The 23,254-nt window shown below is 67.9% G+C and carries 21 protein-coding genes and 1 riboswitch; of the genes, 11 read left to right on the top strand and 10 right to left on the bottom strand.

Annotated features, from left to right (window positions below; translation table 11 throughout):
- Positions 1-20: 20 nt before the first annotated feature.
- Genes CJ177_RS27415 through CJ177_RS27400 form a run of 4 tightly spaced genes read right to left on the bottom strand, consistent with a single transcriptional unit; the run spans position 21 to position 3,919 of the window.
- Entirely contained in the window at positions 21-896 is an 876-nt protein-coding gene (locus CJ177_RS27415) for an ABC transporter permease (protein ID WP_005244191.1), read from the bottom strand.
- Positions 889-1,725 (bottom strand): ABC transporter ATP-binding protein, encoded by an 837-nt coding sequence (locus tag CJ177_RS27410; RefSeq protein WP_005244194.1) that lies wholly within the window; start codon positions 1,723-1,725, stop codon positions 889-891. The genes CJ177_RS27415 and CJ177_RS27410 overlap by 8 nt, the downstream gene beginning before the upstream one ends.
- On the bottom strand, positions 1,722-2,810 hold the full coding sequence (locus CJ177_RS27405; protein ID WP_005244196.1) for an ABC transporter substrate-binding protein: 1,089 nt from the start codon (positions 2,808-2,810) through the stop codon (positions 1,722-1,724). Before CJ177_RS27405 ends, CJ177_RS27410 begins: the two co-directional genes overlap by 4 nt.
- 38 nt (positions 2,811-2,848) lie before the next feature.
- Positions 2,849-3,919, bottom strand: coding sequence for an ABC transporter substrate-binding protein (locus CJ177_RS27400; RefSeq protein ID WP_061700909.1), 1,071 nt, complete (start codon positions 3,917-3,919; stop codon positions 2,849-2,851).
- Between the two features lie 279 nt (positions 3,920-4,198).
- Between CJ177_RS27400 and CJ177_RS27395 the strand changes: the two genes are divergently transcribed.
- A complete protein-coding gene (locus CJ177_RS27395) occupies positions 4,199-5,119 on the top strand; it encodes a sigma-70 family RNA polymerase sigma factor (RefSeq protein ID WP_095869066.1) in 921 nt (306 codons plus the stop codon).
- Here the strand turns inward: CJ177_RS27395 and CJ177_RS27390 are convergent.
- Complete coding sequence (locus CJ177_RS27390; protein WP_095869065.1) at positions 5,094-5,693, bottom strand: carboxymuconolactone decarboxylase family protein; 600 nt, start codon at positions 5,691-5,693, stop codon at positions 5,094-5,096. The two genes, CJ177_RS27395 and CJ177_RS27390, sit on opposite strands and share 26 nt — an antisense overlap.
- 120 nt (positions 5,694-5,813) lie before the next feature.
- Here CJ177_RS27390 and CJ177_RS27385 point away from each other — a divergent pair, with 120 nt between their 5' ends.
- Both CJ177_RS27385 and CJ177_RS27380 read left to right on the top strand, forming a co-directional pair.
- Positions 5,814-7,001, top strand: a complete 1,188-nt coding sequence (locus CJ177_RS27385) for a pyridoxal phosphate-dependent aminotransferase (RefSeq protein ID WP_005244204.1) — start codon at positions 5,814-5,816, stop codon at positions 6,999-7,001.
- Positions 6,998-8,035 carry an AraC family transcriptional regulator gene (locus CJ177_RS27380; RefSeq protein WP_095869064.1) on the top strand — a complete coding sequence of 346 codons (1,038 nt, stop codon included), beginning with the start codon at positions 6,998-7,000 and terminating at the stop codon, positions 8,033-8,035. Before CJ177_RS27385 ends, CJ177_RS27380 begins: the two co-directional genes overlap by 4 nt.
- 7 nt (positions 8,036-8,042) lie before the next feature.
- Here CJ177_RS27380 and CJ177_RS27375 read toward each other — a convergent pair whose 3' ends face one another.
- From CJ177_RS27375 to CJ177_RS27365, 3 genes are all read right to left on the bottom strand, one after another.
- Positions 8,043-8,468, bottom strand: a complete 426-nt coding sequence (locus tag CJ177_RS27375) for a VOC family protein (RefSeq protein WP_095869063.1) — start codon at positions 8,466-8,468, stop codon at positions 8,043-8,045.
- Positions 8,469-8,530: 62 nt separating this feature from the next.
- Positions 8,531-9,574 (bottom strand): zinc-binding dehydrogenase, encoded by a 1,044-nt coding sequence (locus tag CJ177_RS27370; protein ID WP_095869062.1) that lies wholly within the window; start codon positions 9,572-9,574, stop codon positions 8,531-8,533.
- Positions 9,575-9,654: 80 nt separating this feature from the next.
- The gene (locus tag CJ177_RS27365; RefSeq protein WP_005244212.1) at positions 9,655-10,305 is read right to left on the bottom strand and encodes a LysE family translocator; all 651 of its coding nucleotides are present in this window, start codon (positions 10,303-10,305) and stop codon (positions 9,655-9,657) included.
- A gap of 145 nt (positions 10,306-10,450) precedes the next feature.
- Between CJ177_RS27365 and thpD the strand changes: the two genes are divergently transcribed.
- From thpD to CJ177_RS27350, 3 genes are all read left to right on the top strand, one after another.
- Positions 10,451-11,362, top strand: a complete 912-nt coding sequence (gene thpD / locus CJ177_RS27360; RefSeq protein ID WP_005244214.1) for an ectoine hydroxylase — start codon at positions 10,451-10,453, stop codon at positions 11,360-11,362.
- A 169-nt stretch (positions 11,363-11,531) separates the two neighbouring features.
- A complete protein-coding gene (locus tag CJ177_RS27355; RefSeq protein ID WP_095869061.1) occupies positions 11,532-13,682 on the top strand; it encodes an MMPL family transporter in 2,151 nt (716 codons plus the stop codon).
- Positions 13,683-13,855: 173 nt separating this feature from the next.
- Positions 13,856-14,503, top strand: a complete 648-nt coding sequence (locus CJ177_RS27350; RefSeq protein ID WP_095869060.1) for an alpha-ketoglutarate-dependent dioxygenase AlkB — start codon at positions 13,856-13,858, stop codon at positions 14,501-14,503.
- Here the strand turns inward: CJ177_RS27350 and CJ177_RS27345 are convergent, their stop codons facing one another.
- Positions 14,504-15,592 (bottom strand): 3-deoxy-7-phosphoheptulonate synthase, encoded by a 1,089-nt coding sequence (locus tag CJ177_RS27345; RefSeq protein WP_095869059.1) that lies wholly within the window; start codon positions 15,590-15,592, stop codon positions 14,504-14,506.
- A gap of 281 nt (positions 15,593-15,873) precedes the next feature.
- On the opposite strand from CJ177_RS27345, the gene CJ177_RS27340 reads away from it, so the two are divergent.
- From CJ177_RS27340 to metE, 5 genes are all read left to right on the top strand, one after another.
- Entirely contained in the window at positions 15,874-16,821 is a 948-nt protein-coding gene (locus CJ177_RS27340; protein WP_095869058.1) for an ABC transporter ATP-binding protein, read from the top strand.
- The gene (locus tag CJ177_RS27335) at positions 16,821-17,597 is read left to right on the top strand and encodes an ABC transporter permease (protein WP_095869057.1); all 777 of its coding nucleotides are present in this window, start codon (positions 16,821-16,823) and stop codon (positions 17,595-17,597) included. The genes CJ177_RS27340 and CJ177_RS27335 overlap by 1 nt, the downstream gene beginning before the upstream one ends.
- A gap of 10 nt (positions 17,598-17,607) precedes the next feature.
- A complete protein-coding gene (locus CJ177_RS27330) occupies positions 17,608-18,732 on the top strand; it encodes a sensor histidine kinase (RefSeq protein ID WP_095869056.1) in 1,125 nt (374 codons plus the stop codon).
- Positions 18,729-19,337: a response regulator gene (locus tag CJ177_RS27325; protein ID WP_061043544.1), complete on the top strand. Its 609-nt coding sequence runs from the start codon at positions 18,729-18,731 to the stop codon at positions 19,335-19,337. Before CJ177_RS27330 ends, CJ177_RS27325 begins: the two co-directional genes overlap by 4 nt.
- A gap of 125 nt (positions 19,338-19,462) precedes the next feature.
- A riboswitch (cobalamin riboswitch) is annotated at positions 19,463-19,671 on the top strand.
- Positions 19,672-19,797: 126 nt separating this feature from the next.
- Entirely contained in the window at positions 19,798-22,059 is a 2,262-nt protein-coding gene (metE, locus tag CJ177_RS27320) for a 5-methyltetrahydropteroyltriglutamate--homocysteine S-methyltransferase (protein ID WP_005244228.1), read from the top strand.
- A 43-nt stretch (positions 22,060-22,102) separates the two neighbouring features.
- Here the strand turns inward: metE and CJ177_RS27315 are convergent, their stop codons facing one another.
- A complete protein-coding gene (locus tag CJ177_RS27315; protein ID WP_095869055.1) occupies positions 22,103-23,110 on the bottom strand; it encodes a helix-turn-helix transcriptional regulator in 1,008 nt (335 codons plus the stop codon).
- Between the last annotated feature and the right edge of the window lie 144 nt (positions 23,111-23,254).

Here is a 23,254-nt window from a genome sequence, read left to right as displayed (position 1 = left end):
GTTTCTTTTCCGGTAAGTGACTAGACCCGCCAGCGGGACAGCCTGCGTTCGATCAGTACGAGAACGGCGTTGAGCGTCAGCCCGAGAACCGAGATGGCGACGATGCCCGCATACATGTTGGGGATCTGGAAGTTGAACTGGGAGGCGGTGATCAGGTAGCCGAGGCCTGCCTTGGCCCCGACCATCTCGGCGGCGATCAGCACGAGGATCGACGACGCCGCCGCCATGCGGATTCCGGTGAAGATGGTGGGAACGGCGGCGGGCAGCACGACCTTCTGGAACAGGCGCACGGGCGACAGTCCCAGCGAGGACGCCGACTTGATCAGCAACGGGTCGACGGTGCGCACACCGGAGATCGTGTTCAGCAGGATCGGGAAGGTGCACGCGTAGATCACCAGGGCGATCTTGGACTCCTCACCGATGCCGAGGATCAGGATGAACACGGGGAGCAACGCCAGCGCCGCCGTGTTGCGGAACAGCTCCAGGATCGGGTTCAGGAAGTCCGACACCGGGCGGTACCAGGCGATCGCGATGCCCAGCGGGATCGCGATCACGACCGCCACGAAGAATCCGATCAGGGCGCGGGAGAGGCTGGCGGAGACGTGCTGCCACAGCTCACCGCTCTTGACCAGATCGAAGAATGCCTCTACCACCGTGGTGAACGGGGGAAGGAACACCTCGTCGACGAGACCGACCCGCGGAGCGATCTCCCACAGTGCCAGGAAGGCGACGATCGCGACGGACGGCTTGAGGATCCGCCAGACGATCGGACGCAGTGCCGCACCGGCACGCTGGACGGCACCCGGCTGCGGCGGGGTGGAAGCGGGCGACGGAGCCGAGGTCCCGGGTCGATCGATTGCGACGGGAGCCTCCGGTGACGCGAGTGCGCTAGACATGTGCTTCCTCCTTCTCGATTACCTGTGCACGCTCCACTTCGCCGTGCAGCAGCGTCCAGATGCGGTGGCGGTAGTGCCGGAACTGCTCGTTGGACCGGACGTCCTCACCGCTGCGGTCGATGTCGATGTCGACGAACGTCTTCACCCGGCCGGGCCGCGACGTCAGGACGGCGACCCGCTGCCCGAGGTAGATGGCCTCGTCGATGCCGTGCGTGATGAACAGGATGGTCTTGCCGGTGGCCTTCCAGATGCGTAGCAATTCGTCCTGCAGCGACTCACGGGTCTGCGCGTCGAGCGCCGCGAACGGCTCGTCCATCAGCAGCACCTCGGGATCGAACGCGAGGCTGCGGGCGATCGCGACGCGCTGCTTCATGCCGCCCGACAGCTCGTGCGGGTACCGGTCGCCGAAGCCCTTCAGGCCGACGAGTTCGAGGTAGTGCTCGGCGAGTTCGCGCCGTTCCTTCTTGGGCAGTCCCTTGGCCTCGAGCCCGAACTCGATGTTGTGCCGGGCCGTCCGCCACGGCAGGAGTGCGTACTGCTGGAAGACGATTCCGCGGTCGAGACCCGGCCCGGTCACCGGCTGCCCGTCGAGCAGGATCCGGCCCGACGTGGGGGTGCTGAGTCCGCCGAGCAGGTCGAGCAGCGTGGACTTCCCGCAACCACTCGGCCCGACGAGGACGAGGAATTCACCGTCCGCGAGATCGATGTCGATGTCCTCGATCGCGGTGAACTTGTCCTTGGACCCTCGCACGTCGAACTGTTTGGTGACGTGCTCGAGGCGGAGCTTGGGCGTCTGAACCCGATCGGGGTTCGAGGCGGTGGTGCTCATTTCTGTCCTTCCAGTACTTCTCCGTCGGGCCCGCTCTCGGGCTGGAACGTGCCGTTGGCGTACGGGTTGAATTCGTTGGTGTAGAGGTCGGTTGCGGTCAACTTGCCCTCGTCGAGCTCACCGTTGCGGACGAGCCAGTCGATCCAGGTCTGCAGCTCCTTCTCCTGGATCACGGCCCCAGCGACGGGAATCCCGGAGCTGCGCCAGTAGTCGATGGCCTCGTCGCTCTCGTTGCGGCCACGCTTGTCGATGATGCTCTTGAACCGTGCGACGACCTCCTCAGGCGGAGTCACCTGGGTCCATCGGATGGCCCGGGCCGTGCCCTGCACGAAGTCCGCAACGGCGTCCTTGTTCTTCGCCAGGAAGTCGTCGCGCACCACGTAGGTTCCGTAACTGAATGCGCCGAACAGATCCCGGTCCGTGAACAGCGGCCGGATACCCCCACGCTCCTGGGCTGTTTCGCGGAAGATCCCGTTGATGGCGGCCACGTCGATCTGACCTTCGCGCAGGGCCGCTTCGTTGTTCACCGGCGGGACGACGGTCAGCTCCACCTGCTTGATCTCGTCCTGGGTCAACCCCTGCTGGGCCAGCCACTCCCGGACCAGGAACTCGTGGTGCGCACCGAGCGTGTTCATCCCGACCTTCTTACCGATCAGGTCGCGCGCCGAGCGAATGGGGCTGCCGTCCAGCACGAAGTATCCCGTGTACTCGCCGGCATCCGCACCGTAGGAACTCAGCACCGACGTGATCGGTGCCCCCGCGGCATTGAGTTTGACGACGGCTCCGTTGAACGCCGAGCCGAACTCGATGTCACCGGTGGCCGCCGACTGGATGTCCTGCGGGCCGCTGGTGGTGTCGCCGACCCATTCGAGCTTGATCTTGTCGTAATACCCCAGGTCCTCGGCGAGTTCGTGGAATCCCACGTCCCCGGCCCACCCCTGGTAGCGCAGGACCGTCTTCCCGTCCTCTGTGGTGGCGGTCTCCGACGAGCCGGCGCACCCCGCCACTCCCGAAGCCAACGTGAACAGTGCTGCGGTTGCCGCGAGGGCGCGCACGGCGCCGCGCCGGAACCGGGAGTGCGACATCGACGTCACTTTCTTCTCGTGGGGATCTGGGGTGGAGTTCACTTGGCGGCCAGCGCTTGTCCGTCGGGGCCGCTGTCGGCGGGGTACGTGCCGTTGGCGTACGGGTTGTACTCGTTGGTGTAGACGTCGGCGGGTGTGAGCTTGCCGTCCTCGAGTTCCCCGTTGCGGACCAGCCAGTCGATCCAGGTCTGAATCTCCTTGTCGGTGATCACGCCACCGGGACCCGCCACACCCGGCGACTTCCAGTAGTCGACGAGGTCGGTGGTCTCGTTGCGGCCGCGCTTGGTGATGATGTCCTTGTACTTCGCGATCACGTCGTCGCGCGGAGTCGTCTGGGTCCAGCGGATCGCGCGTGCCGTGCCCTGCACGAAGTCCGCGACGGCGTCCTTGTTCTTCGCGATGAAGTCGTCGCGGAACAGCAGCGAACCGTAGGTGAAGGAACCGAAGATGGATTCGTCGGTGAACAGCGGGCGGATGCCGCCGCGTTCGACCGCCTTGTCGCGGAACACGCTTCCGAGCGTGCCGACGTCGATCTGACCCTGCCGCAGCGCCTGTTCGGTGTTCACCGGCGGAACGACGGTCAACTCGACCTGCTTGATCTCGTCGGGGGTCAGGCCCTCTCGCGCCAGCCACTCACGCACGAGGAACTCGTGGTGCGCGCCGAGCGTGTTCATGCCGACCTTCTTGCCGATCAGGTCACGTGCCGACGTGATCGGGCTTCCGTCGAGCACGTAGTACCCGTTGAACGTCTCCTTGTCGGAGCCGTAGTAGCCGATGACGGACGTGATCGGCGAATCGGCCGCGGCCAGCTTCAACACCGCACCGTTGAACGCGCCACCGAAGTCGGTCTGCCCCGTGGCCGCATTCTGGATGCTCTGCGGCCCACTGGTGGTGTCGCCGATCCAGTTCAGTTCGACCTTCTGGTAGTAGCCCAGGTCGGCCGCGAGTTCCGGGAACGAGACCTGCCCCGTGGTCCCCTCGTAGCGCAACACCGTCTTCCCGTCGGCTGTCGTGGTGGTCTCGGAACCGGAGCACGCGACAGCGAGGCTGGTGAACGTGAGAAGGGCGGCCGCTGCGGCCAGAGTCCGCGCGAAACGTGGACGAATCATCGAAGGTCTTCCTAGTGTGTGATGCCCGCACACGACGAAGCGGCGGGTCGTGCGAGCGCACTCCCGAACCCGCCCGGCGGTCGCCGGACGGGTGAGCAGGACGTGCAGAAGAAAAAGGGGTGCGAAAAAGCCAGGTCAGCTACGACAGCCGAAACACTGGAACATGGCAGACTCCCTGGACGTGGTGTGGTCGCCACACCATACGTCCGGACCCACCACCAGGGTCAACGGTTACGCACACGACGGATTTTATGTCTGGACCGCACGTAGGATATCGGCATGCCCACTGCGACGCTGGTAGACGAATTCGAGTCCCACCGGCCGCATCTGCTCTCCGTAGCGTACCGGCTGACGGGAAGCGTCAGCGACGCGGAGGACGCCGTGCAGGAGTCGTGGCTACGACTCGACGACGCGGACGCCGCGAACATCCGCGACCTCCGGCCGTGGCTCACGACGGTGGTCGGGCGGATCTGCCTCGACCGGTTGCGGTCGGCCGCGGTGCGGAGGGAACAGTATGTCGGCCAATGGCTTCCGGAACCCATCGTCACCGGACTGTCGCCGTCAGCTGAGCCGGACCCGCTGGAAGCGGTCGTCAGGGACGAGGACAACCGCCTCGCCGCGCTGATCGTGCTCGACACGCTCACCCCTGCGCAACGGATCGCGTTCGTGCTGCACGACGGTTTCGGGGTGCCGTTCGACGAGGTAGCCGGGATTCTCGGAATCGAGACGCCCGCGGCGCGTCAGCTCGCGTCGCGGGCCCGCAAGGCCGCTGCCGCAACCACACCCGCCGTTCCCGACGAGGAGCATGCGCTCGCCGTGCAGCGACTGCTCGAGGCACTCGCCGCCGGCGACCTCGACGCGGTGGTCGCGGCGCTGCACCCGGACGCTCTCGTCATCGGCGACGCCAACGGCACCACGAGCACCGCCGTCAACGTCATCCGCGGCGCGGACAAGTTCGCCCGCTTCTTCCTCGGTCTCATCGAGCGGTACGGGCCGGCGGTGTTCACCGTCATGCAGCCGGTCCTGGTCAACGGCCAGCTGGGCTACTTCAGTTCCGCACTCACCGGCGACGAGGCCCACCGCAGCTCGCCGCCGCGAGTGGGTGGGTTCACCGTCCGGGACGGACTCGTCTACGCGGCGTACGACATCGCCAATCCGGAGAAGTTCGGCGGGATCAGGCTCCCGGACCCTCCTTCGTGACCGCGGCGTCGTCGGCCCACGGCACCCGGCACGAATCGGTGCCGAAACCCTGCTCCGTGATGCCCAGCGCCGAGTACATCCGGGCGCGCATGTTCTCGATGCCGATCTGGTAGGACAGTTCGACGACACCGGCCCGGCCGAACCGGCGCTCGAGGTCTGCGACCTGTTCGTCGGTGACCGTGGTAGGCGTCGCCGTCATCGCGTCGGCGTATGCGATGGCTGCGCGCTCGTCCTCGCTGTACGCGGGCGAGTCTGCGTAATCGGCGATGTGCTGGAGCCGCTCCACGTCGAGGCCGTCGAGGCGTTGCAGCATCGTGCCGAAGTCCACGCACCACGAGCAGCCGATCGTCCACGCCACGCGGTAGACGGCGATCTCCCGCACGTTCGCGGAAAGCACGGTCGACGCCTTCTGCACCGCCAGCTCGTGCCGGGCCGAGGCGACGAACAGCTTGCGGTGATGGGCGAGCACGGTGAACGGCTCGGGCACCTCGTCGAACTTGTGGGCAGCATATTTGTAGGCGACCTTCACCAGCGGGCTCGCGTCCGCCGGGGCCACTGCGGGAATGCGGGGCATTGCGTCCTCCATCGTCACCGGGCGCCCTTCGCGCGCCGTCTACCGAGAAGACGAGACAGCCCTGCAGAACGTGACGCGGCCCTGTGCAACCCTCGCCGTCACACCGACTACGCTGCAGTAATGCCCGCAACGCCGCGCAACCGCACCGTCCAGCGCTTGCAGCCGTTCGCGTCCACCATCTTTGCCGAGATGACGGCGCTCGCCGTGAGCCACGACGCCATCAACCTCGGTCAGGGTTTCCCCGACACCGACGGTCCCGCGTCCATGCTCGACACCGCGCGCCGAGCCATCGCGGACGGGCTCAACCAGTACCCGCCCGGCCCCGGCATGCCCGTGCTCCGCCAGGCGATCGCGGCCGACCGCCTGGCCCGGTACGGGCTCGACCACGACCCCGACTCGGAGGTGCTGGTCACCGTCGGCGCCACCGAGGCCATCAGCGCCGCCATTCTGGGGCTGGTCGAACCGGGTGAGGAAGTGGTGCTGATCGAGCCGTACTACGACTCCTACGCGGCGTCTGTCGCGCTGGCGGGGGCGGTGCGCCGCAGCGTGCCGCTCGCCCGCTCCGGCACGAAGTTCGTCGTCGACCTCGACGCTCTGCGGGCCGCGATCACACCGAAGACCCGGATGCTGGTGATCAACACCCCACACAATCCGACCGGCACCGTGTTCACCCCGGAGGAGATCGCCGCCGTCGCGGAGCTGGCGTGCGAGCACGACCTGCTGGTTCTCAGCGACGAGGTGTACGAGCACCTGGTGTTCGACGGCCGGACGCACACCGCCCTGGCCACTCTGCCGGGAATGTACGAACGGACCGTCTCGGTGTCGAGCGCCGCCAAGACGTTCAACGTCACCGGGTGGAAGATCGGCTGGGCGTGCGGTCCGGCGGAACTGATCGACGCCGTCCGGACCGCGAAGCAGTACATGTCCTTCGTCGGCGGCGGACCGTTCCAGCCCGCGGTGGCGCATGCGCTGAGCCACGAGCAGCAGTGGGTGAAAGAGCTGCGGGACAGTCTCCAGGCCAAGCGGAACGTGCTGTACGACGCGCTCGTCGCGTCCGGTCTGGAGGTCTATTCGGGTGGCGGCACGTACTACCTGTGCGCCGACATCACCGCGATCGGCGAACGCGACGGAATCGACTTCTGCCGCGGGCTCCCGGAGCGCATCGGCGTGGCCGCGGTGCCGGTCAGTGTGTTCACCGACCATCCGCAGCCGTGGAACCCGCTGGTGCGGTTCGCGTTCTGCAAGCAGGATCACGTGCTCGAGGAGGCGGCGCGGCGGCTCCGGACCCTCGGGGAGCCCGGATCGTGACTGCCCGCACCATCCCCGCCGACTTCGTGCGGCGGTCGCTCGAACTGTCGGCGCGCAGTGGGGTCGATCTCTCCCCCGCGCTGTCGGCGGCGGGAATCACGGCGGCGTCGCTGGAGGATCCGCTGGCCCGGTTGACGCCGACCCAGGTCACCGCGTTCACCCAGGCGGTCTGGCAGATCACGGGCGACGAATTGTTCGGCCTCGGGCCGGCCCCGGTCCCCCGCGGCACGTTTCGGCTCGTCTGCCTCGCACTGATCCACACCGCGGATCTGTCCGCCGCCCTCGAGCGGATGGCCGACATCCTGCGCGCCCTGCCGTCACTGCCCGCGCTGCACATCGGTCCCGGTGTCAACGGCGGAACCCGGATGACCATCGACATCCGCCCGGCCGCGGCCGAACGGTCCACCGAGGACGTGCAGTCGTCGCTCGAGGCGACGCGGGTGACCACCGATTTCCTGCTGATCCTGCTTCATCGTTTCGCGGCGTGGCTCGTGGGCAAGAGGGTCCGGTTGCTGGCGGTGGAACTGCCGTATCCGGCGCCGCTGCCGCAGCTCGCCGAGAACTACGATCACATCTTCGGCGTCCCCGTAACTTTCGATTCCGATATTCCCGCAGTCGAATTCGACAACGCGGTGATGCGGGCGCCCATCATCCAGACCGAGGAGACGCTCGAGGACTACCTCCGAGAGTCACCGACGCTGCTGATGTCGGAGCGTGACTACGACAGCACGGCGTCGGCGCAGGTGCGCCGGGTCCTCGAGCTGGGCATGAAAGGCCGGACGTCGACCGCCGAGGACATCGCGGAGATGCTGTCGATCAGCGTCCCCCACCTGCGCCGCCTGCTCCGGCAGGACGGGACGTCGCTGAATCAGCTGCGCGAGGAAGTGCTCCGCGACGCCGCCGTGGCCGGGCTCCGGCGCGGCGAGACCGTGGAGGACCTGTCGGCGCGGCTCGGCTTCTCCGAGCCCAGCGCGTTCCGTCGCGCCTTCAAACGCTGGACCGGCAGCACCCCGAGCTCCTACCGCGGAGCGTGACAGCGCGTCAGCTGACGCAGAACTCGTTGCCCTCGGGGTCTGCCATCGTGACCCACTCGCTCGGCCCCTGCCGGCCGCGGTGGAGCACGGTGGCGCCGGACTGCTCCAGCTTCTCGGCGACCTCGTAGCGGGCGTCCCCGACCCTGATGTCCAGGTGGAGCCGGTTCTTCACCGTCTTCCGTTCGGGAACCAGCTGGAACAGCACGCGCGGGCGCTCCGGGTGTTCCGGATCGCGGATGGCCTGGCCCTCCCGCCAGGCCAGGACACCCTCGAACTCCATGGTGTCGGACTCCTGCGCGTGGCCGGCCTGGACGAGCCCGCGGATGAACTCCTCGTTGCTCGGCTCCACCTCCCAGCCGAGCGTCTGCGCCCACCATTTGGCCAGGGTATGCGGGTTCTCCGAGTCCACTGTGACTTGAAATTCATATCCCATGGCCCGACGGTACAGCGGGGCACCGACAGGTGCCGGTGAGCCGAGTCCAGGACCTGCCGGTTTCAGAGTTTGACGAGGATCCGGATGGGATCTCCCTCATGGTTCGCGAGTTTCTCGATGCCCTTTGCGACGTCTTCGAGCGGGATGATCTCGCTGATCGACCGCGACAGGTCGAGGCGGCCACGGGACACCAGTTCGGCGAGGGTTTCGATGTCCACGTTCTTGTAGCCGAGGTGGCCGAGCACCTGCTTCTGAGACAGCCCGAACTGTGCGGTCGTTCCCACCGAGGCCTCCTGCGCGCTCAGCCCGACCGCGACGAGTCGGCCACCCACCGTCAGGCAGTCGAGTGCCTGCTCGAATGTCACTTTCAGTCCGGCCGCGTCGAACGCGACGTCGAGCATCCGGCCGCCCGTCGCCTCGGCGACCTTCTCCTTCAGGTTCTCGTCCCGGGAGTCGAACGCGTAATCGGCCCCGAGTTCCAGGGCACGTTCCCGCACAGCGGGATTGATGTCGAACGCGATCACGGGGACAGCTCCGACCAGGCGTGCCAGCTGCACGATGTGAGTGCCGACTCCACCCACGCCCCACACCCCGACGGTCTCCCCGACCACCACCTTGCCGGTGCGCACGACCGCGCCGAACGGCGTCGACACCGCGTCGGCGAGGATGGCCGCCTGCTCGAACGGAACGTTGTCCGGGATGCGGGTCAGTCCCCCGGCCTGCGCCACCGTGTACTCGGCCCACGCGCCGTCGTAGGCGAACGCCATGAGCTGGATGTTCAGACAGTTCGTGAGGTCCCCGCGGCGGCAGTTGCGGCACGCGAAGCAGGGCCTGCCCGCGGACGGCACGACGCGGTCTCCCTCGGACCAGCCGGTCACTCCGGCACCGAGTTTCGCGATGGTGCCCGACGCCTCGTGGCCCTGCGTCACCTCGGGCAGCAGTGCGGGAAACGTGCCGTCGATCAGGCTCAGGTCGGAATGGCAGATGCCGCAGAACTCCACTTTGACGAGCACTTCACCGGGGCCGGGTTCCGGAATCGGAACATCTTCGACCGCAATGCTTTTCGTGTCGGCATGGAATCGCTGCGCCCGCATGGTCTCCGCCATCTCTCGCCCCTTCGTCGTCGTCGCTTCCGACGGTACCCGCGAAACATGCTCATGCGTGCATGATTCAGGCCACTGCCGATTCAGACCGTCGCGGGCCGCGTCCGGTCGAGGGCGAGGTGAACGGCGAGGCCGCCGAGGACGCTTCCCATCACGAACTTCTGCGCACGCAGCCACACCGGGCGTCCGGACAGGAACGTCGCGACAGTTCCTGCGACGCAGACGATCAGCGCGTTCACGGTGAGCGCGACCACGATCTGCACGGTGCCCAGCAGCAGGCTCTGCAACCACACCGGCCCGGCGCCGGGATGGACGAACTGCGGGATCAGCGCCAGGTACATCACCGCGATCTTCGGATTGAGCAGGTTGGTCGTGAGACCCATCAGGAACAGCCGGGCAGACGAATCCCGGGGCAGCAGCGTCCGTGCAGGCGCGAACGGTGTGTGCCCGCCGGGCCGCAACGCCTGCCACGCCAGCCAGCCCAGATAGCACGCGCCCGCCAGCTTCAGCGCGGTGTACGCCTGCGGTACGACGGAGAACACCGCCGAAATACCCAGTGTCGCAGCAGCCAGATAGCACAGGAATCCGAGAGCGACACCGGCCAGCGAGACCAGTCCCGCCGCCCTGCCCTGAGTGATGCTGCGCGAGACCAGATACACCATGTTGGGTCCCGGTGTGAGAACCATGCCGAGGGCGATCGCCGCCACTCCGAATACCGCCGCCGAATCGATCATGCCCGTGACGATCCCACCGCGGCGCCGCGGCGTCGCGGTCCAGTCCGGCCTCGGTGGACCTGTGTCCGGGTTGCATTCGTCGACGACCAGTGGGAACGTCGGAAGAGTAAAGCGTTGTCCAATCCGAAAGGGTGAAACACGAGTTATGCGTACGGCCGTAGCCGACAACTACCCCACGAGGGACCGCAACGAGTGCACGATGACCGTCCGCCAGGACCCGGTCACCTGGTCGGACCAGAAACGGGGTGATACCCGCTCCGGTCCGCTCACCGCGAATCAGATTGCCGTCTACGACAAACGCGGATATCACTCCGCCGAGTCGATCATCCCACCACGCGACGTGTTCAACCTGGTCGACGAGATGACCCGCCTCGCCGAGACCGACACACTGCGCGGCGACGACCGCGTCGTGCGGGAGAACGGCGACGGCGCCGTCCGTTCCGTGTTCGACGTCCACCGCCTCAGCGACGTCGTCGACGAGATCATCCGCCGCCCCGAGGTCGTGGGTATCGCCCGGCAGATCCTCGGTTCGGACGTCTACGTCCACCAGTCGCGACTCAATTTCAAGCCCGGTTTCACCGGCGGCCCGTTCTACTGGCACTCCGACTTCGAGACCTGGCACGCCGAGGACGGCATGCCCACTCCTCGCGCCGCGAGTATCTCGATCGCGCTCACCGAGAACTACGGGCACAACGGCGGGCTGATGATCATGCCCGGATCTCACCGCGCGTTCGTGTCGTGCGCCGGCGAAACCCCCGAGGACTACTACAAGGAATCGCTGGTCAGCTACGTTCCACCCACGGGGTCGCCCGATCAGCCGACGCTCACCCGGATGGCGAACGAGTACGGCATCGACATGATGACCGGACCGGCCGGCTCCGCCACCGTGTTCGATTCCAACTGCATACACGGTTCGAACGGCAACATCACGCCGTTCGCGCGTTCCAACCTCTTCATCGTGTTCAACAGTGTCGAGAACACCCTGACGGCACCGTTCTCGGCGCCCGCACCGCGCCCCGACTATCTCGGTAGCCGGGATTTCACCCCCTTGCGGTAGCGAGCACCATGACGTACCGCGGCCCCGCTCCCTGACGTCGGAGCGGGGCCGCGGTCTGTCGATGCCGCGAAACCCGTAGCCTTCGCGCCGCCCTGCATGCGACGATGACTGAGCACGGTTCGACCGCCCGGCCCGGCGCCGGCCGACCCTTCATCTCCCGGAACGGGGAATGATGTTTGCCTATATCGCGCGCACCGTCGTCGCACACCCGTGGCACGTCATCGCGACCTGGGTGGTCGCGGCGATAGCCGTCATCCTGTTCGCACCGAGTCTCGACGACTACACCACCGGTAACCAGCAGACGTTCCTGCCCAGTTCATTCGAGTCCTCCGAGGCGCAGGCCGTCGGCAACGAATACTTCCCGAGCCTGTCGGGCGCCACCGGCAGCCTGGTGGTGGTCCGTGCCGACGCCGCCCCACTGTCACCCGCAGACCAGCAGACGGCACTGAATCTCGCGACCTCGCTGCAGAATTCGGCGATCCCGGGAGTTGTGAGCGTGCAGGGGTCGCCTGCGTCGCTGTCCGCCGACGGGAAGGCTGCCGCACTGCAGGTGGTGTTCGACGGACAACCCGGCGACGACCAGGTCAACGACGCCGTGCCGGTCATCCGGGGCGACGCCGAGCAGCAACTGAACGGCACCGGCCTGGTGAGCGGGCTGACCGGGAACGCGGCCATTCAGGTCGACACCACCGCCGCCTACGACAACGCCGACAAGGTCATCACGATCGCCACGGTGATCGTCATCCTCACCCTGCTCGGCCTGATCTTCCGCAGCCCCGTCATCGCCGTCCTGCCGGTACTCGTGATCGGCGTGGTGCTGTCGGTGGTCACCGGACTGACCGCCGTGCTCGCCGATCTGTTCGACTTCCAGGTCAGCACGTCGCTGCAATCCATACTCGTGGTCGTTCTCTTCGGTGTCGGCACCGACTACATCGTCTTCCTGTTGTTCCGCTATCGCGAACGTCTCCGGCAGCAGGCCGCGGCAGGGTCCACCACCGACACGCATCGAGAAGCTCTCGTGTTCTCCACCGACGTCGTCGGGCGCGTCGTGGCGTCGTCGGCGCTCACGGTCATCGTCGCGTTCGCCGCCCTGCTGCTGGCGAAACTCGGCTCGCTCACCACGCTCGCGCCGGGACTCATCGTCGCCGTGGCCGTCATGCTGGTGACGGCGTTGACGCTCATCCCCGCCGTGTTCACCGTGCTGGGCCGCCACCTGTTCTGGCCGCTCGGACCGGGGCACGACAGCCCCCACACACCGTTCGCGTCGATCGGCGCCGCGATCGGGCACCGCCCAGCCGTGTTCGCCGTCGCGATCGGCGTCGTGTTGATCGCGCTCGCCTCCTTCGCGTCCGGCTACAAGTCGACGTACAACACGCTGGGGGAACTGCCCTCCGACACGCCGTCACAGCAGGCCTTCGACACCCTCGATCAATCCTTCCCCGCGGGTGCGCTGAGCCCGACCCAGGTGTACGTCGTGGCTCCCGGACCACTCGATCCCGCGTCGCTGACCCCGCTCGTCACCGCTCTCACGCAGGTGCCGGGAGTGTCCTCGGTCGCCCCGCCGCGACCCAGTCAGGACGGTCGCGCCGCGCTCGTCAACGTCGTACTCGCCGACGACCCCTACTCGAACGCGTCCCTCGACCTCGTCGAGGGACCGATCCGCGATGCCGCCCACGGCGCGGTCCCCGGTTCGGAAGTCGTTGTGGGAGGGCAGACGTCCACGTTCGTCGACGTCCGCGCGCAACTCGCGGCGGATACGCGCCTCGTGTTCCCCGTCGCCGCAGTCGCGATCGCGTTGATTCTCGCCCTCCTCCTGCTCGCCGTGCTCGCCCCGCTCAACCTGCTGGTGTGCGTCGCACTCACGTTCGTCGCCACCCTCGGCGCCGTGGTGCTCCTGTTCCTGCACGGCCTCGGCTACGACGGGATCGACTTCTCGATTCCGATCGTGCTGTACCTGTTCGTCGTCGCTATCGGCACCGACTACAACATCCTGCTGGCCTCGCGACTGCGCGAGGAATTCCGCAACGGGTACACCCCGCGTGAGTCCGCGCGGATCGCCGTCTCCAACGACGCCCCCACCGTGGCCGCCGCCGGTCTGATCCTGGCGCTGACCTTCGCTTCCCTGACCCTCACCGGACTGGCCAACCTCGCCGAACTCGGCTTCGGTGTCGCGATCGGTGTCGCCATCGCAGCCTTCGCGATGGCCCCGATGCTGGTACCGAGCCTGTCGGCACTCGAACGTCGCGCCTTCTGGTGGCCGAGCAGGCAGAAGGCGACCGTCGACACCGGCGACGACCGCGAGCCGGCGGTGCCGCGGTAACAACCGCCGCCGTTCCCCGGGCTTCCGTGTAGACGCACCCCTTCTTCGCAGCCGCACCCCTACCAGGGCCCGAAAAGTAGTGCGCGAACCAAGAAGGGGTGCGCCTGAGTGGCGACTGCCGCCTCGAGAAAAATTGTGGGAACATACGTTCGAATATCGGGTAGCATGGCGGCATGACTTCCGCGGATGCGCGGTATGCGCTCCAGGCTTCACTGTTCGACGACGCGTCGTTCGGTGTCGAGCTGGGCGCGCTCGGGTCGACGGTGCAGCGTCGCACGCTCACGGCGGGAGCGTGGGTCGACGTGCGTCCGGGGTGGCTGACCGGTTCCGACGAGCTGTTCACCACGCTCGCGGAAAGGGTGCCGTGGAAGGCGGAGCGGCGCCAGATGTACGACCGGGTGGTCGACGTCCCACGCCTCGTCCGGTTCTACCCGGAGGGTGAGCCGCTCCCCGACCCGCTGCTGGTCGCGGCACGCGACGCCCTGAGCACGCACTACCTGCCCGAACTGGGCGAGAAGTTCGCCACTTCCGGACTCTGCTTCTACCGCGACGGCTCCGACAGCGTCGCCTGGCACGGCGACGACACCGGCCGCAGCCGCACCGAAGACACCATGGTCGCCATCCTCTCGCTCGGCGCCGCGCGTCCGCTGCTGCTGCGTCCGCGCGGCGGCGGGCACTCGATCCGGTACTCGCTCGGCCACGGTGACCTGCTGGTGATGGGTGGTTCCTGCCAGCGCACCTGGGAGCATTGCGTACCGAAGAGCACCCGCCCGCTCGGACCGCGGATCAGCGTGCAGTTCCGCACGAGAGGCGTGCGGTGATCACTTCCGACGTGCGGCCACTGCCTGCGCGAGACGGTCCAGCTGCGCCGCCGTCGTGCTCCAGTCGATGCACGCGTCGGTGATGGACTGGCCGTACGTGAGGTCCTTGGCCTTTCCGAGCGTGAGGTCCTGGCGACCGGCTTCGATGAAGCTCTCCACCATCACACCGACGATCCCCTTCTCGCCCTCCTCGAGCCGCACCGCGATGTCGTTCAGCACGTCGACCTGCTTCTCGTGGTTCTTGCTGCTGTTGCCGTGGCTGGCATCGATGACGACCCGCTCCGGCAGACCGCCCTTGCGCAGCCGGGCGAGCGTGTCCGCCACCGTCTCCGCGTCGTAATTCGGTCCGTCGCTGCCCCCGCGGAGGATGACGTGGCAGTCGGGGTTGCCGACCGTGCGGATCAGCGCGGCCTGCCCGTCGAGGTCGGTGCCGGGGAACACGTGGCTCGCCGCGGCGGCGCGGGTACCGTCGACGGCCACCTGCACGTCACCCTCCGTCGAGTTCTTGATCCCGACCGGCATCGACAGCGCGCTGCACAGCTGCCGGTGCACCTGGCTGGCGGCGGTGCGGGCACCGATCGCGCCGTACGTGACGAGGTCCGCGATGTACTGCGGCATGATCGGGTCGAGGAACTCGCAGCCGACCGGCAGGCCGAGCGAGGACACGTCGAGCAGCAGCTTGCGGCCCATGCGGATCCCGGTGTCGATGTCGAACGTGCCGTCCAGGTGCGGGTCGTTGAGCAGACCCTTCCAGCCGAGCGTGGTGCGCGGCTTCTCGAAGTAGACCCGCATCACGATGTGCAGGTCGTCGCGCAATTCCTCGGCCTTCGCGGCGAGCAGGCGGGCGTAGTCCATGGCGGCGTCCGGGTCGTGCACCGAGCACGGGCCCACCACGACGAGCAGTCGATCGTCGTCGCCGTTCAGCACGTTCACCGTGTCGGCGCGGCCGGAGCGGACGGTTGCGGACGCGACGTCGTCGGGGGCGTATTCGCGGCGCACGACCGACGGGGCCACCAGCGGGCTGATACTGGCGGTGCGCTGGTCGTCCAGCCGATCACTGCTGGTAGTGGTGTCGAGAGTGACAGTCATGGGTTCGGGTTCCTGTTCTCAGGCCGGCCCTCGAAGACTGTGGAGATTCCCGCGAGCCGGTCTGTAATCCGGCTCTGGGGTGGAAGAAGTCAGCGCGTGGTTACGCCGACCGGCCCACCCGGGGCCGGCCTGCTAAACCAGAAATATGCGCGCTGCATGGCGCCCACAGTAACGGCTGCCCCCGATCGGCGCCACACCTACCCCGGCCCCTGACATTTGTCACGGTGAGGTCGTGACGGACGTGTGGGGGTCGGCGGCCGTCCGGATCGCACGCTGAATGCATGACATCGACAGAGCTGCACACCTCCACGAAGGCCTCCGCGTCGCCGGCTCCGGCAGTCAGCCTGCGCGGCGTCCACAAGTACTTCGGTGACGGTCACGCCGTCCGAGGCCTGGACCTCGAGATCCGGCCCGGCGAGATCGTCGCGTTCCTCGGCCCCAACGGCGCCGGCAAGACCACCACCGTCGACATGGTCCTCGGATTGTCCCGCCCCACAGCCGGTGAGGTGTCCGTGTTCGGCACCGATCCGCGCACCGCGATCGCGCAGGGTCTGGTCTCGGCGGTCATGCAGACGGGCGGGCTGCTGAAGGAACTGACCGTCGAGGAGACCGTCCGGCTCACCGCGAGCCTGTTCGCCGACACGCGGCCCGTCGACGAGGTCCTCACCCGGTCCGGCATCGCCGATCTCGGAAACCGGTTGGTGGGCAAGTGTTCCGGTGGTCAGCAGCAGCGACTGCGGTTCGCGATGGCCCTGCTCTCCGATCCCGAGCTGCTGATCCTCGACGAGCCGACCACGGGCATGGACGTCGAGGGCAGGCGGGACTTCTGGTCGGCGATCCGCGCCGACGCGAACAGCGGCCGGACCGTCGTCTTCGCGACGCACTATCTCGAGGAGGCCGACGCCTACGCCGACCGGATCGTGCTGGTGCGCAAGGGAAAGGTGGTGGCCGACGGCACCGCTGCCGAGGTGAAGGCATTAGCCGCGGGACGCACGGTGCGCGCCCACTTCCCGGGCGCCGACAGGGACCAGTTGTTCGCGCTTCCCGGTGCCGACAGCATCGAAGTACGCGGCGACAGCGTGCTCGTCCACTCGCGGGACACCGACGCCGTCGCGCGTCATCTCCTCACGCAGACGCCCGCCTGCGACCTGGAAATCATCTCCCGGGGTCTCGAAGACGCGTTCATCGCACTCACCTCCGACGACTCCGCCACGGAAGGATCGAACTGATGACCACCCTCGCCGCACCCCGCCGCGTTCCCCCGTTCGGCGGACTCAACACCACCCTCCTCGGACTCGAACTGCGCCGGCTGCTGCGCAATCGGCGCACGATGATCATCACTCTCGTCATGCCGGTCGTCTTCTTCCTCATCTTCGGCCTGAACCCGAGCTACTCGGGTGAGAGCGCGGGCAACGGGAACGTCTCGGCGTACGTGATGATCAGCATGGCGCTGTACGGCGCGATGATCGCGACGACGAGCGGCGGCGCGATGGTGTCGGTGGAACGGGCGTCGGGATGGAGCCGGCAGTTGCGGCTCACCCCCTTGTCCCCCGGGGTCTACATCTTCGTCAAGGTGCTCGTCGCGATGATGCTCGGGCTCGGGGCCGTCGGCGTCGTCTACCTGGTGGGCGCGTTCACGTCCGTCCGGATGGACACGTCCCTGTGGTTCACGACGGCCCTGATCACCTGGCTCGGATCCGCAGTGTTCGCCGCGTTCGGCCTGTTCATGGGGTACCTGCTGCCGAGCGAGAACGTCATGCAGATCCTCGGCCCCGGGCTCGCCGTGCTCGGTTTCGCGGGCGGGCTGTTCATGCCGCTGCAGGACGGTTCGGTGTGGGCGTCGATCGCGCAGTTCATGCCTACGTACGGGCTGAGTCAGCTGGTGCACGCGCCGCTCACCGGTGACGCGATGCAGTGGACGTGGCTCCTCAACGTCGCGGTGTGGTTGGCGATCTTCGCCGGCGGTGCGGCGTGGCGGTTCCAGCGCGACACCGAGCGAGTGTGACGGCGGTATCGTGACTGCCGTGACCACCCCCGACGGCCCCGTCGTGACCAGGCGATGGGGCCGTTTCGGATTCATTTTCGCTGCCGCGTGGACGGTCTTCCTGTTCCAGCCGTTCCTCGACGGGTGGGCCGCCCGCGATCAGGTCCGGGGCTGGATCGGGATGATCGCCACGCTCGCATTCGCGGTGACGTACCTTGCGATGTTCCGGTGGTCGCATACCCGGCGCGCGCACAACGAGTTTCGGCCACCGCTGAACCAGGCGGTACCGCTGGTGGTGGCGTTGTTCGGGCTCGCGGCCGTCATGGTGGTCGCCGTCGGGTCGTCGGGGCTGTCCGCCGCCGTCTTCCTCGCCGTCTCCGCGGTCATGCTGTTCCCCGCGTGGCTCGGCGGGATCACCGCGCTGACCGTCGCAGTTCTCGTGGAAGTGATCTCCACGGTGATGGACTGGGGGTCTGGCACCGGGCTCTCGCTGGGCGTGTGCGCGGCCGCATTCGCGATGTTCGGGGTGACCAAGCTGATCAACCGCAACATCGAACTGGTCCGGGAACGGGAAGCGAGCGAACGACTCGCGGTGCAGGAGGAACGCACCCGGATGGCCCGCGACCTCCACGACATCCTCGGGCACTCCCTCACCGTCATCACCGTCAAGGCCGAACTCGTGGGCCCGCTCCTCGACATCGACCTCGACCGGGCCCGCACGGAAGTGGCAGACCTGGAACGCCTTTCCCGCGACGCGCTCGCGGACGTCCGGCAGGCCGTGCAGGGAATCCGGGGGCTGTCGCTTCCGGTGGAGATCGCCCGGGCCGGGGAAGCGTTGCGGTCGGCCGGAATCGAGGCCGAGCTGCCCAACAGCACCGAGTCGGTGCCCACCGGCCTGCGCGAGTTGTTCGCGTGGACGGTCCGCGAGGGTGTCACGAACGTGGTTCGGCACAGCGGCGCAACGCACTGCTCGGTCACGGTGGGCGAACGCGAGGTCGCCGTCGTCGACGACGGCGCCGGCTGCGCCGAATCCGTGCACGGGAACGGGCTGGTGGGCCTGCGGGAGCGCGCCGCCGCCGCCGGAGCCCGGGTCGTCATCACCCATCCGCAACCGGGCGGATTCTCGTTGCACGTGCTGAAGGAAGAGGTCCCGTGACGATCCGGCTGCTGCTCGCCGACGATCAGGCACTCGTCCGCGGTGCCCTCGCCGCCCTGCTGGACCTGGAGGCGGACCTGACGGTCGTCGCGGAGGTCGGGCGCGGCGACGAGGTCGTCGCGGCGGCGCGCGAGCACTCCCCCGACGTCGCGCTCCTCGACGTCGAAATGCCCGGCCTGGACGGGATCGCCGCGGCCGCGGCACTGCGGGCAGAGATGCCGCAGACCCGCGTCCTGATCGTGACGACGTTCGGTCGTCCCGGGTACCTGCGCAAGGCACTGCAGGCCGGTGCGTCGGGGTTCGTCGTGAAGGACACCCCGGCCCGGCAGCTCGCCGACGCCGTCCGGCGCGTCCATGCCGGACTGCGCGTCGTCGACCCGGCTCTCGCCGCCGACAGTCTCGTCAGCGGGGAATCACCGCTCACCGACCGGGAGACCGACGTGCTGCGGGCGGCGCGGGACGGTGCGCCGGTCGCCTCGATCGCGGCCGCACTGTTCCTGTCGGCAGGTACCGTGCGCAATCACCTGTCCTCGGCGATCGGCAAGACCGGCGCCAGCACCCGCGCCGAGGCCGTCCGCGCCGCGGAGTCGAACGGCTGGCTCTAGGCCCTCCGGGCCCGTGAGTGCTTGACGAGTACAGGGACCCCTTAACCGCGCACGGGCCGGAGGCCTATGCTGGCCGGTGCAGCTGGTTCGCCAGGCACGGTCGTGAGGAGCCCCGAAGACCGCACCAGGCGTCGAAGCACATCGGACTCCCCGGAGTCCGCGTGTGAGAGGGAACCCGGTGAGAATCCGGGACTGTCCCGCAGCGGTGAGCAGGAACGACCGCCGTCACCATGCACTGGGCACACAGCCTGGGAAGCGACGGCCACTAGGTCCGGTGTGATGTCACACCGGCTGCCTGCGAGTCCGAAGACCTGCCGACTGTGTCGGGCACGCCGTGCCCGACGGTTACCGCCTCGTGGATTGGGCGTGTAGACCTTCTCGCGCTGCAGCACGTCCCTGGGCTCGAGAGGTGTACCCGTTTGCCGGCGGTAGCCGTACCGCGTACGCAACTGGAGATACCGTGACATTTTCTTTCACCGCGACCGTGCTGGGCTCACCTCGCATCGGTCCGAATCGCGAACTGAAGAAGGCCGTCGAGTCGTACTGGGCAGGCCGCCTCGACGCCGAGGGGCTCGACGCTCTCGCCCGGGATCTGCGACGCCAGACCTGGACGAGATTGCGCGACGCCGGGCTCGACTCCGTGCCCGTCAACACGTTCTCGTACTACGACCATGTGCTGGACACCGCGGCGATGCTCGGCGCCCTGCCCGACCGTGTCGCCGGCATCGAGAGCGACCTCGACCGCTACTTCGCCGCCGCCCGCGGCAACGACACGGTCGCCCCGCTCGAGATGACCAAGTGGTTCGACACCAACTACCACTATCTGGTGCCGGAGATCTCCCCGTCGACGACGTTCGTCCTCGACCCGTCGAAGGTGCTCCGCGAACTCGAAGACGCACGTGCCCTGGACATTCCGGCCCGGCCGGTGGTGGTGGGTCCGGTGACGTTCCTGCTGCTGTCGAAGGCCGTCGGCTCGGACGCACCCCTCCTCGACCGCCTCGACGAACTGGTCCCGCTGTATGCGGACCTGCTCGGTCGGCTCGCCGACGCGGGCGCCGAGTGGGTGCAGATCGACGAACCCGCGCTGGTCGCCGACCGCACACCGGAGGACATCGCGGCGGCCAAGCGTGCCTACGACCGGTTGTCCGCGGCACCGTCGCGGCCGGCGATCCTCGTCGCGTCCTACTTCGGCAGTCTCGGTGACGCGCTCCCCGCCATCGCCTCGACCGGTGTCGAGGGAATCGCGATCGATCTGGTCGCCGGATCCGACACTCTCGCCACGGTTCCCGATCTGACCCGCAAGCACGTCGTCGCCGGCGTCGTCGACGGACGCAACATCTGGCGCACCGACCTGGACGCGGCACTGGCGTCGCTCGGCACCCTGCTGGGCAGCACCGGTTCGCTCGCCGTCTCGACGTCGTGCTCGCTGCTGCACGTCCCGTACACGCTCGACGCGGAGACCGGCCTCGACAAGGCGCTGCGGTCGTGGCTGGCGTTCGGCACCGAGAAGGTCCGTGAGGTCGTCACGCTCGGCACCGCACTGACCAGTGGTCGCGAATCCGTCGAGGACGAGTTCGCGCTCGCCCGCGCGGCGGCGTCCACCCGCAGCACCGACAGGCGTCTGCACGACGCCACGGTCCGTGCCCGGCTGGACGCGCTCACCGCGTCCGATCCGGGGCGCAGTCCCGCGGCGGAACGACGCGAAGCCCAGTCGGCGCTGTCGCTTCCGGTGCTGCCGACCACCACCATCGGCTCCTACCCTCAGACGACGCAGATCCGCGTCGCGCGCGCGGCGCGGCGAAAGGGTGAGATCGACGAGGCCGAGTACCTGAACCGGATGCGCGCCGAGGTCGCCGATGTGGTTGCGCTGCAGGAGAAGCTGGACCTCGACGTGCTGGTGCACGGCGAACCGGAACGCAACGACATGGTGCAGTACTTCGCCGAACAGTTGGACGGGTTCTTCGCGACGGACAACGGCTGGGTGCAGTCGTACGGCAGCCGCTGCGTCCGCCCGCCGATCCTGTACGGCGACGTGCGCCGCAGCAACCCGATGACCGTCCAGTGGATCACGTACGCGCAGTCACTCACGCGGCGTCCGGTGAAGGGCATGCTCACCGGTCCGGTGACGATCCTGGCGTGGTCGTTCGTGCGCGACGACCAGCCGCTGGCCGACTCGGCCAACCAGGTGGCGCTGGCCATCCGCGACGAAACGGTGGACCTGCAGGGCGCGGGCATCCGAATCGTCCAGGTGGACGAGCCCGCGCTGCGCGAACTGCTGCCCCTGCGGGCCGCGGCTCAGCCGGCGTACCTCGACTGGTCGGTCGGGGCGTTTCGTCTCGCGACGTCCGGGGTCTCGGACTCGACGCAGATCCACACCCACCTCTGCTATTCGGAGTTCGGTGAGGTCATCGAGGCCATCGCGAGGCTCGACGCCGACGTCACCTCCATCGAGGCCGCGCGCTCGCACATGGAGGTCCTCGACGACCTCAACGCCGTCGGCTTCGACCTCGGCGTCGGCCCGGGCGTGTACGACATCCACTCGCCGCGGGTGCCCGGTGTCGAGGAGATCGCGGCGTCGCTGCGGGAGGCGCTGAAGGCGGTGCCGGTGGAACGGCTGTGGGTCAACCCCGACTGCGGCCTGAAGACCCGCGGTCCCGCCGAGGTCGAGGCGTCGCTGCGCAACCTCGTCGACGCGGCGAAGCTGGTCCGCGCGGAGCTGTAGGCGGCTCCGCCGCCCGTGAGCGGTTGAGGAGTCTCTGGACTCGTCAACCACTCACGGGGCCGAAGGCCCTGCTCTGCGATGGATTCTCGCCGAACCGGCGACGGTAGGCGGCCGCGAAGAGGCCGAGGTTGACGTATCCCCACGCGCCGGCGATCGAGGCGACGGTCTCACCCGGCAATGCGGCGAGCAGTTCCTCCCGGATGCCCTGGAGGCGCTGCTCACGCACGTACTCGGCCGGGGTGGTGTCCAGGTATTTCCGGAACGACCCGGACAGGGTGCGGACACTGACACCCACCGCGTCGGCGATGTCGGAGGCGGTCGGCAGTTCGCGGGCGTACTCCCGGATGTATTGGACGGCGTGCCGCACATAACCCGGCGCCGCCGGGCCGGTGGACCTGTCCGGGTCCACTCCGGCGCGAGCCGCCCATTCGGTGAGCAGGTGCCCGACCAGCAACTCCTGCAGGTTGAGTCCGATGCGCCCCTCGGTGGCGTGTCCCGGTAGCTCTCCCGTCGTCCGCATCGCGTACCCGAGCAGCGCCTGCCAGCCGGATCCACCGCCCCCGATGACGCATTTGCGTTGCCAGAGAAGATCTCCGGGGTCGAATCCCCACCAGCGCACAGCCGTGTCCGTGAGCAACGCGTGGGGAACGGTGAGATTGAGCTGGACGTGGTCGGGAGAGAACTCGACGAGGTAGTCGACGCGACTGCAGTCGGCGACGAACGTGTCACCTACCGGTGTGTCCGCGGTGGCGTCGTGGTCGAGGTGGTGCCGGGCGTTGCCCCGGATGGTCGTGAGAACGAGCGCGTTTCCGGCGTCGGACGAGAAGTCGCCGACCGACACGGGGATTCCGTAGGAGAACCGGGTGACGGTGATGTCGCCGATCTTCGTGGAGTACATGCTCGACCGGGGTGACAGCCCGACACCGAGCGGACGCACGACATAGGGCATGTACACGCGGTCGGACCAGAGTTGGATCTCGCTCCAGTCCTCCGACGTTCTGCGCTCGGCGGCGGTCGGCCGTCCCACCGCAAACGGATCCAGCACGACCATGCGTCGAGTATTCCACCCGCACGAGGCCGAAGGCCCGTGCGCCTTTCTGGTTGCCGGATCAACCGGAAAGGCGCACGGGTGGCCGGAGGCCATTGCTTATATCGTGAGTGTGTGCTCATAATATGGGTGTACCTGTGACACCAG

The organism is Rhodococcus sp. ACPA1, from assembly GCF_002300195.1.
GTDB classification, from domain to species: domain Bacteria; phylum Actinomycetota; class Actinomycetes; order Mycobacteriales; family Mycobacteriaceae; genus Rhodococcus_F; species Rhodococcus_F opacus.
The sequence above is the reverse complement of the archived record's forward strand: the minus strand, read 5'-3'. Positions and strand labels throughout refer to the sequence as shown.

Bases quoted from the DNA above. Each gene is read 5' to 3' on its own strand.
- CJ177_RS27385 (WP_005244204.1), top strand. From the start codon at position 5,814: ATGCCCGCAACGCCGCGCAACCGCACCGTCCAGCGCTTGCAGCCGTTC.
- CJ177_RS27365 (WP_005244212.1), bottom strand. From the start codon at position 10,305: ATGATCGATTCGGCGGCGGTATTCGGAGTGGCGGCGATCGCCCTCGGC.
- CJ177_RS27355 (WP_095869061.1), top strand. From the start codon at position 11,532: ATGATGTTTGCCTATATCGCGCGCACCGTCGTCGCACACCCGTGGCAC.
- CJ177_RS27335 (WP_095869057.1), top strand. From the start codon at position 16,821: ATGACCACCCTCGCCGCACCCCGCCGCGTTCCCCCGTTCGGCGGACTC.
- CJ177_RS27340 (WP_095869058.1), top strand. From the start codon at position 15,874: ATGACATCGACAGAGCTGCACACCTCCACGAAGGCCTCCGCGTCGCCG.
- CJ177_RS27345 (WP_095869059.1), bottom strand. From the start codon at position 15,592: ATGACTGTCACTCTCGACACCACTACCAGCAGTGATCGGCTGGACGAC.
- CJ177_RS27395 (WP_095869066.1), top strand. From the start codon at position 4,199: ATGCCCACTGCGACGCTGGTAGACGAATTCGAGTCCCACCGGCCGCAT.
- CJ177_RS27390 (WP_095869065.1), bottom strand. From the start codon at position 5,693: ATGCCCCGCATTCCCGCAGTGGCCCCGGCGGACGCGAGCCCGCTGGTG.
- CJ177_RS27415 (WP_005244191.1), bottom strand. From the start codon at position 896: ATGTCTAGCGCACTCGCGTCACCGGAGGCTCCCGTCGCAATCGATCGA.
- CJ177_RS27315 (WP_095869055.1), bottom strand. From the start codon at position 23,110: ATGGTCGTGCTGGATCCGTTTGCGGTGGGACGGCCGACCGCCGCCGAG.
- CJ177_RS27375 (WP_095869063.1), bottom strand. From the start codon at position 8,468: ATGGGATATGAATTTCAAGTCACAGTGGACTCGGAGAACCCGCATACC.
- CJ177_RS27350 (WP_095869060.1), top strand. From the start codon at position 13,856: ATGACTTCCGCGGATGCGCGGTATGCGCTCCAGGCTTCACTGTTCGAC.
- CJ177_RS27410 (WP_005244194.1), bottom strand. From the start codon at position 1,725: ATGAGCACCACCGCCTCGAACCCCGATCGGGTTCAGACGCCCAAGCTC.
- thpD (WP_005244214.1), top strand. From the start codon at position 10,451: ATGCGTACGGCCGTAGCCGACAACTACCCCACGAGGGACCGCAACGAG.
- CJ177_RS27370 (WP_095869062.1), bottom strand. From the start codon at position 9,574: ATGGCGGAGACCATGCGGGCGCAGCGATTCCATGCCGACACGAAAAGC.
- CJ177_RS27405 (WP_005244196.1), bottom strand. From the start codon at position 2,810: ATGTCGCACTCCCGGTTCCGGCGCGGCGCCGTGCGCGCCCTCGCGGCA.
- CJ177_RS27400 (WP_061700909.1), bottom strand. From the start codon at position 3,919: ATGATTCGTCCACGTTTCGCGCGGACTCTGGCCGCAGCGGCCGCCCTT.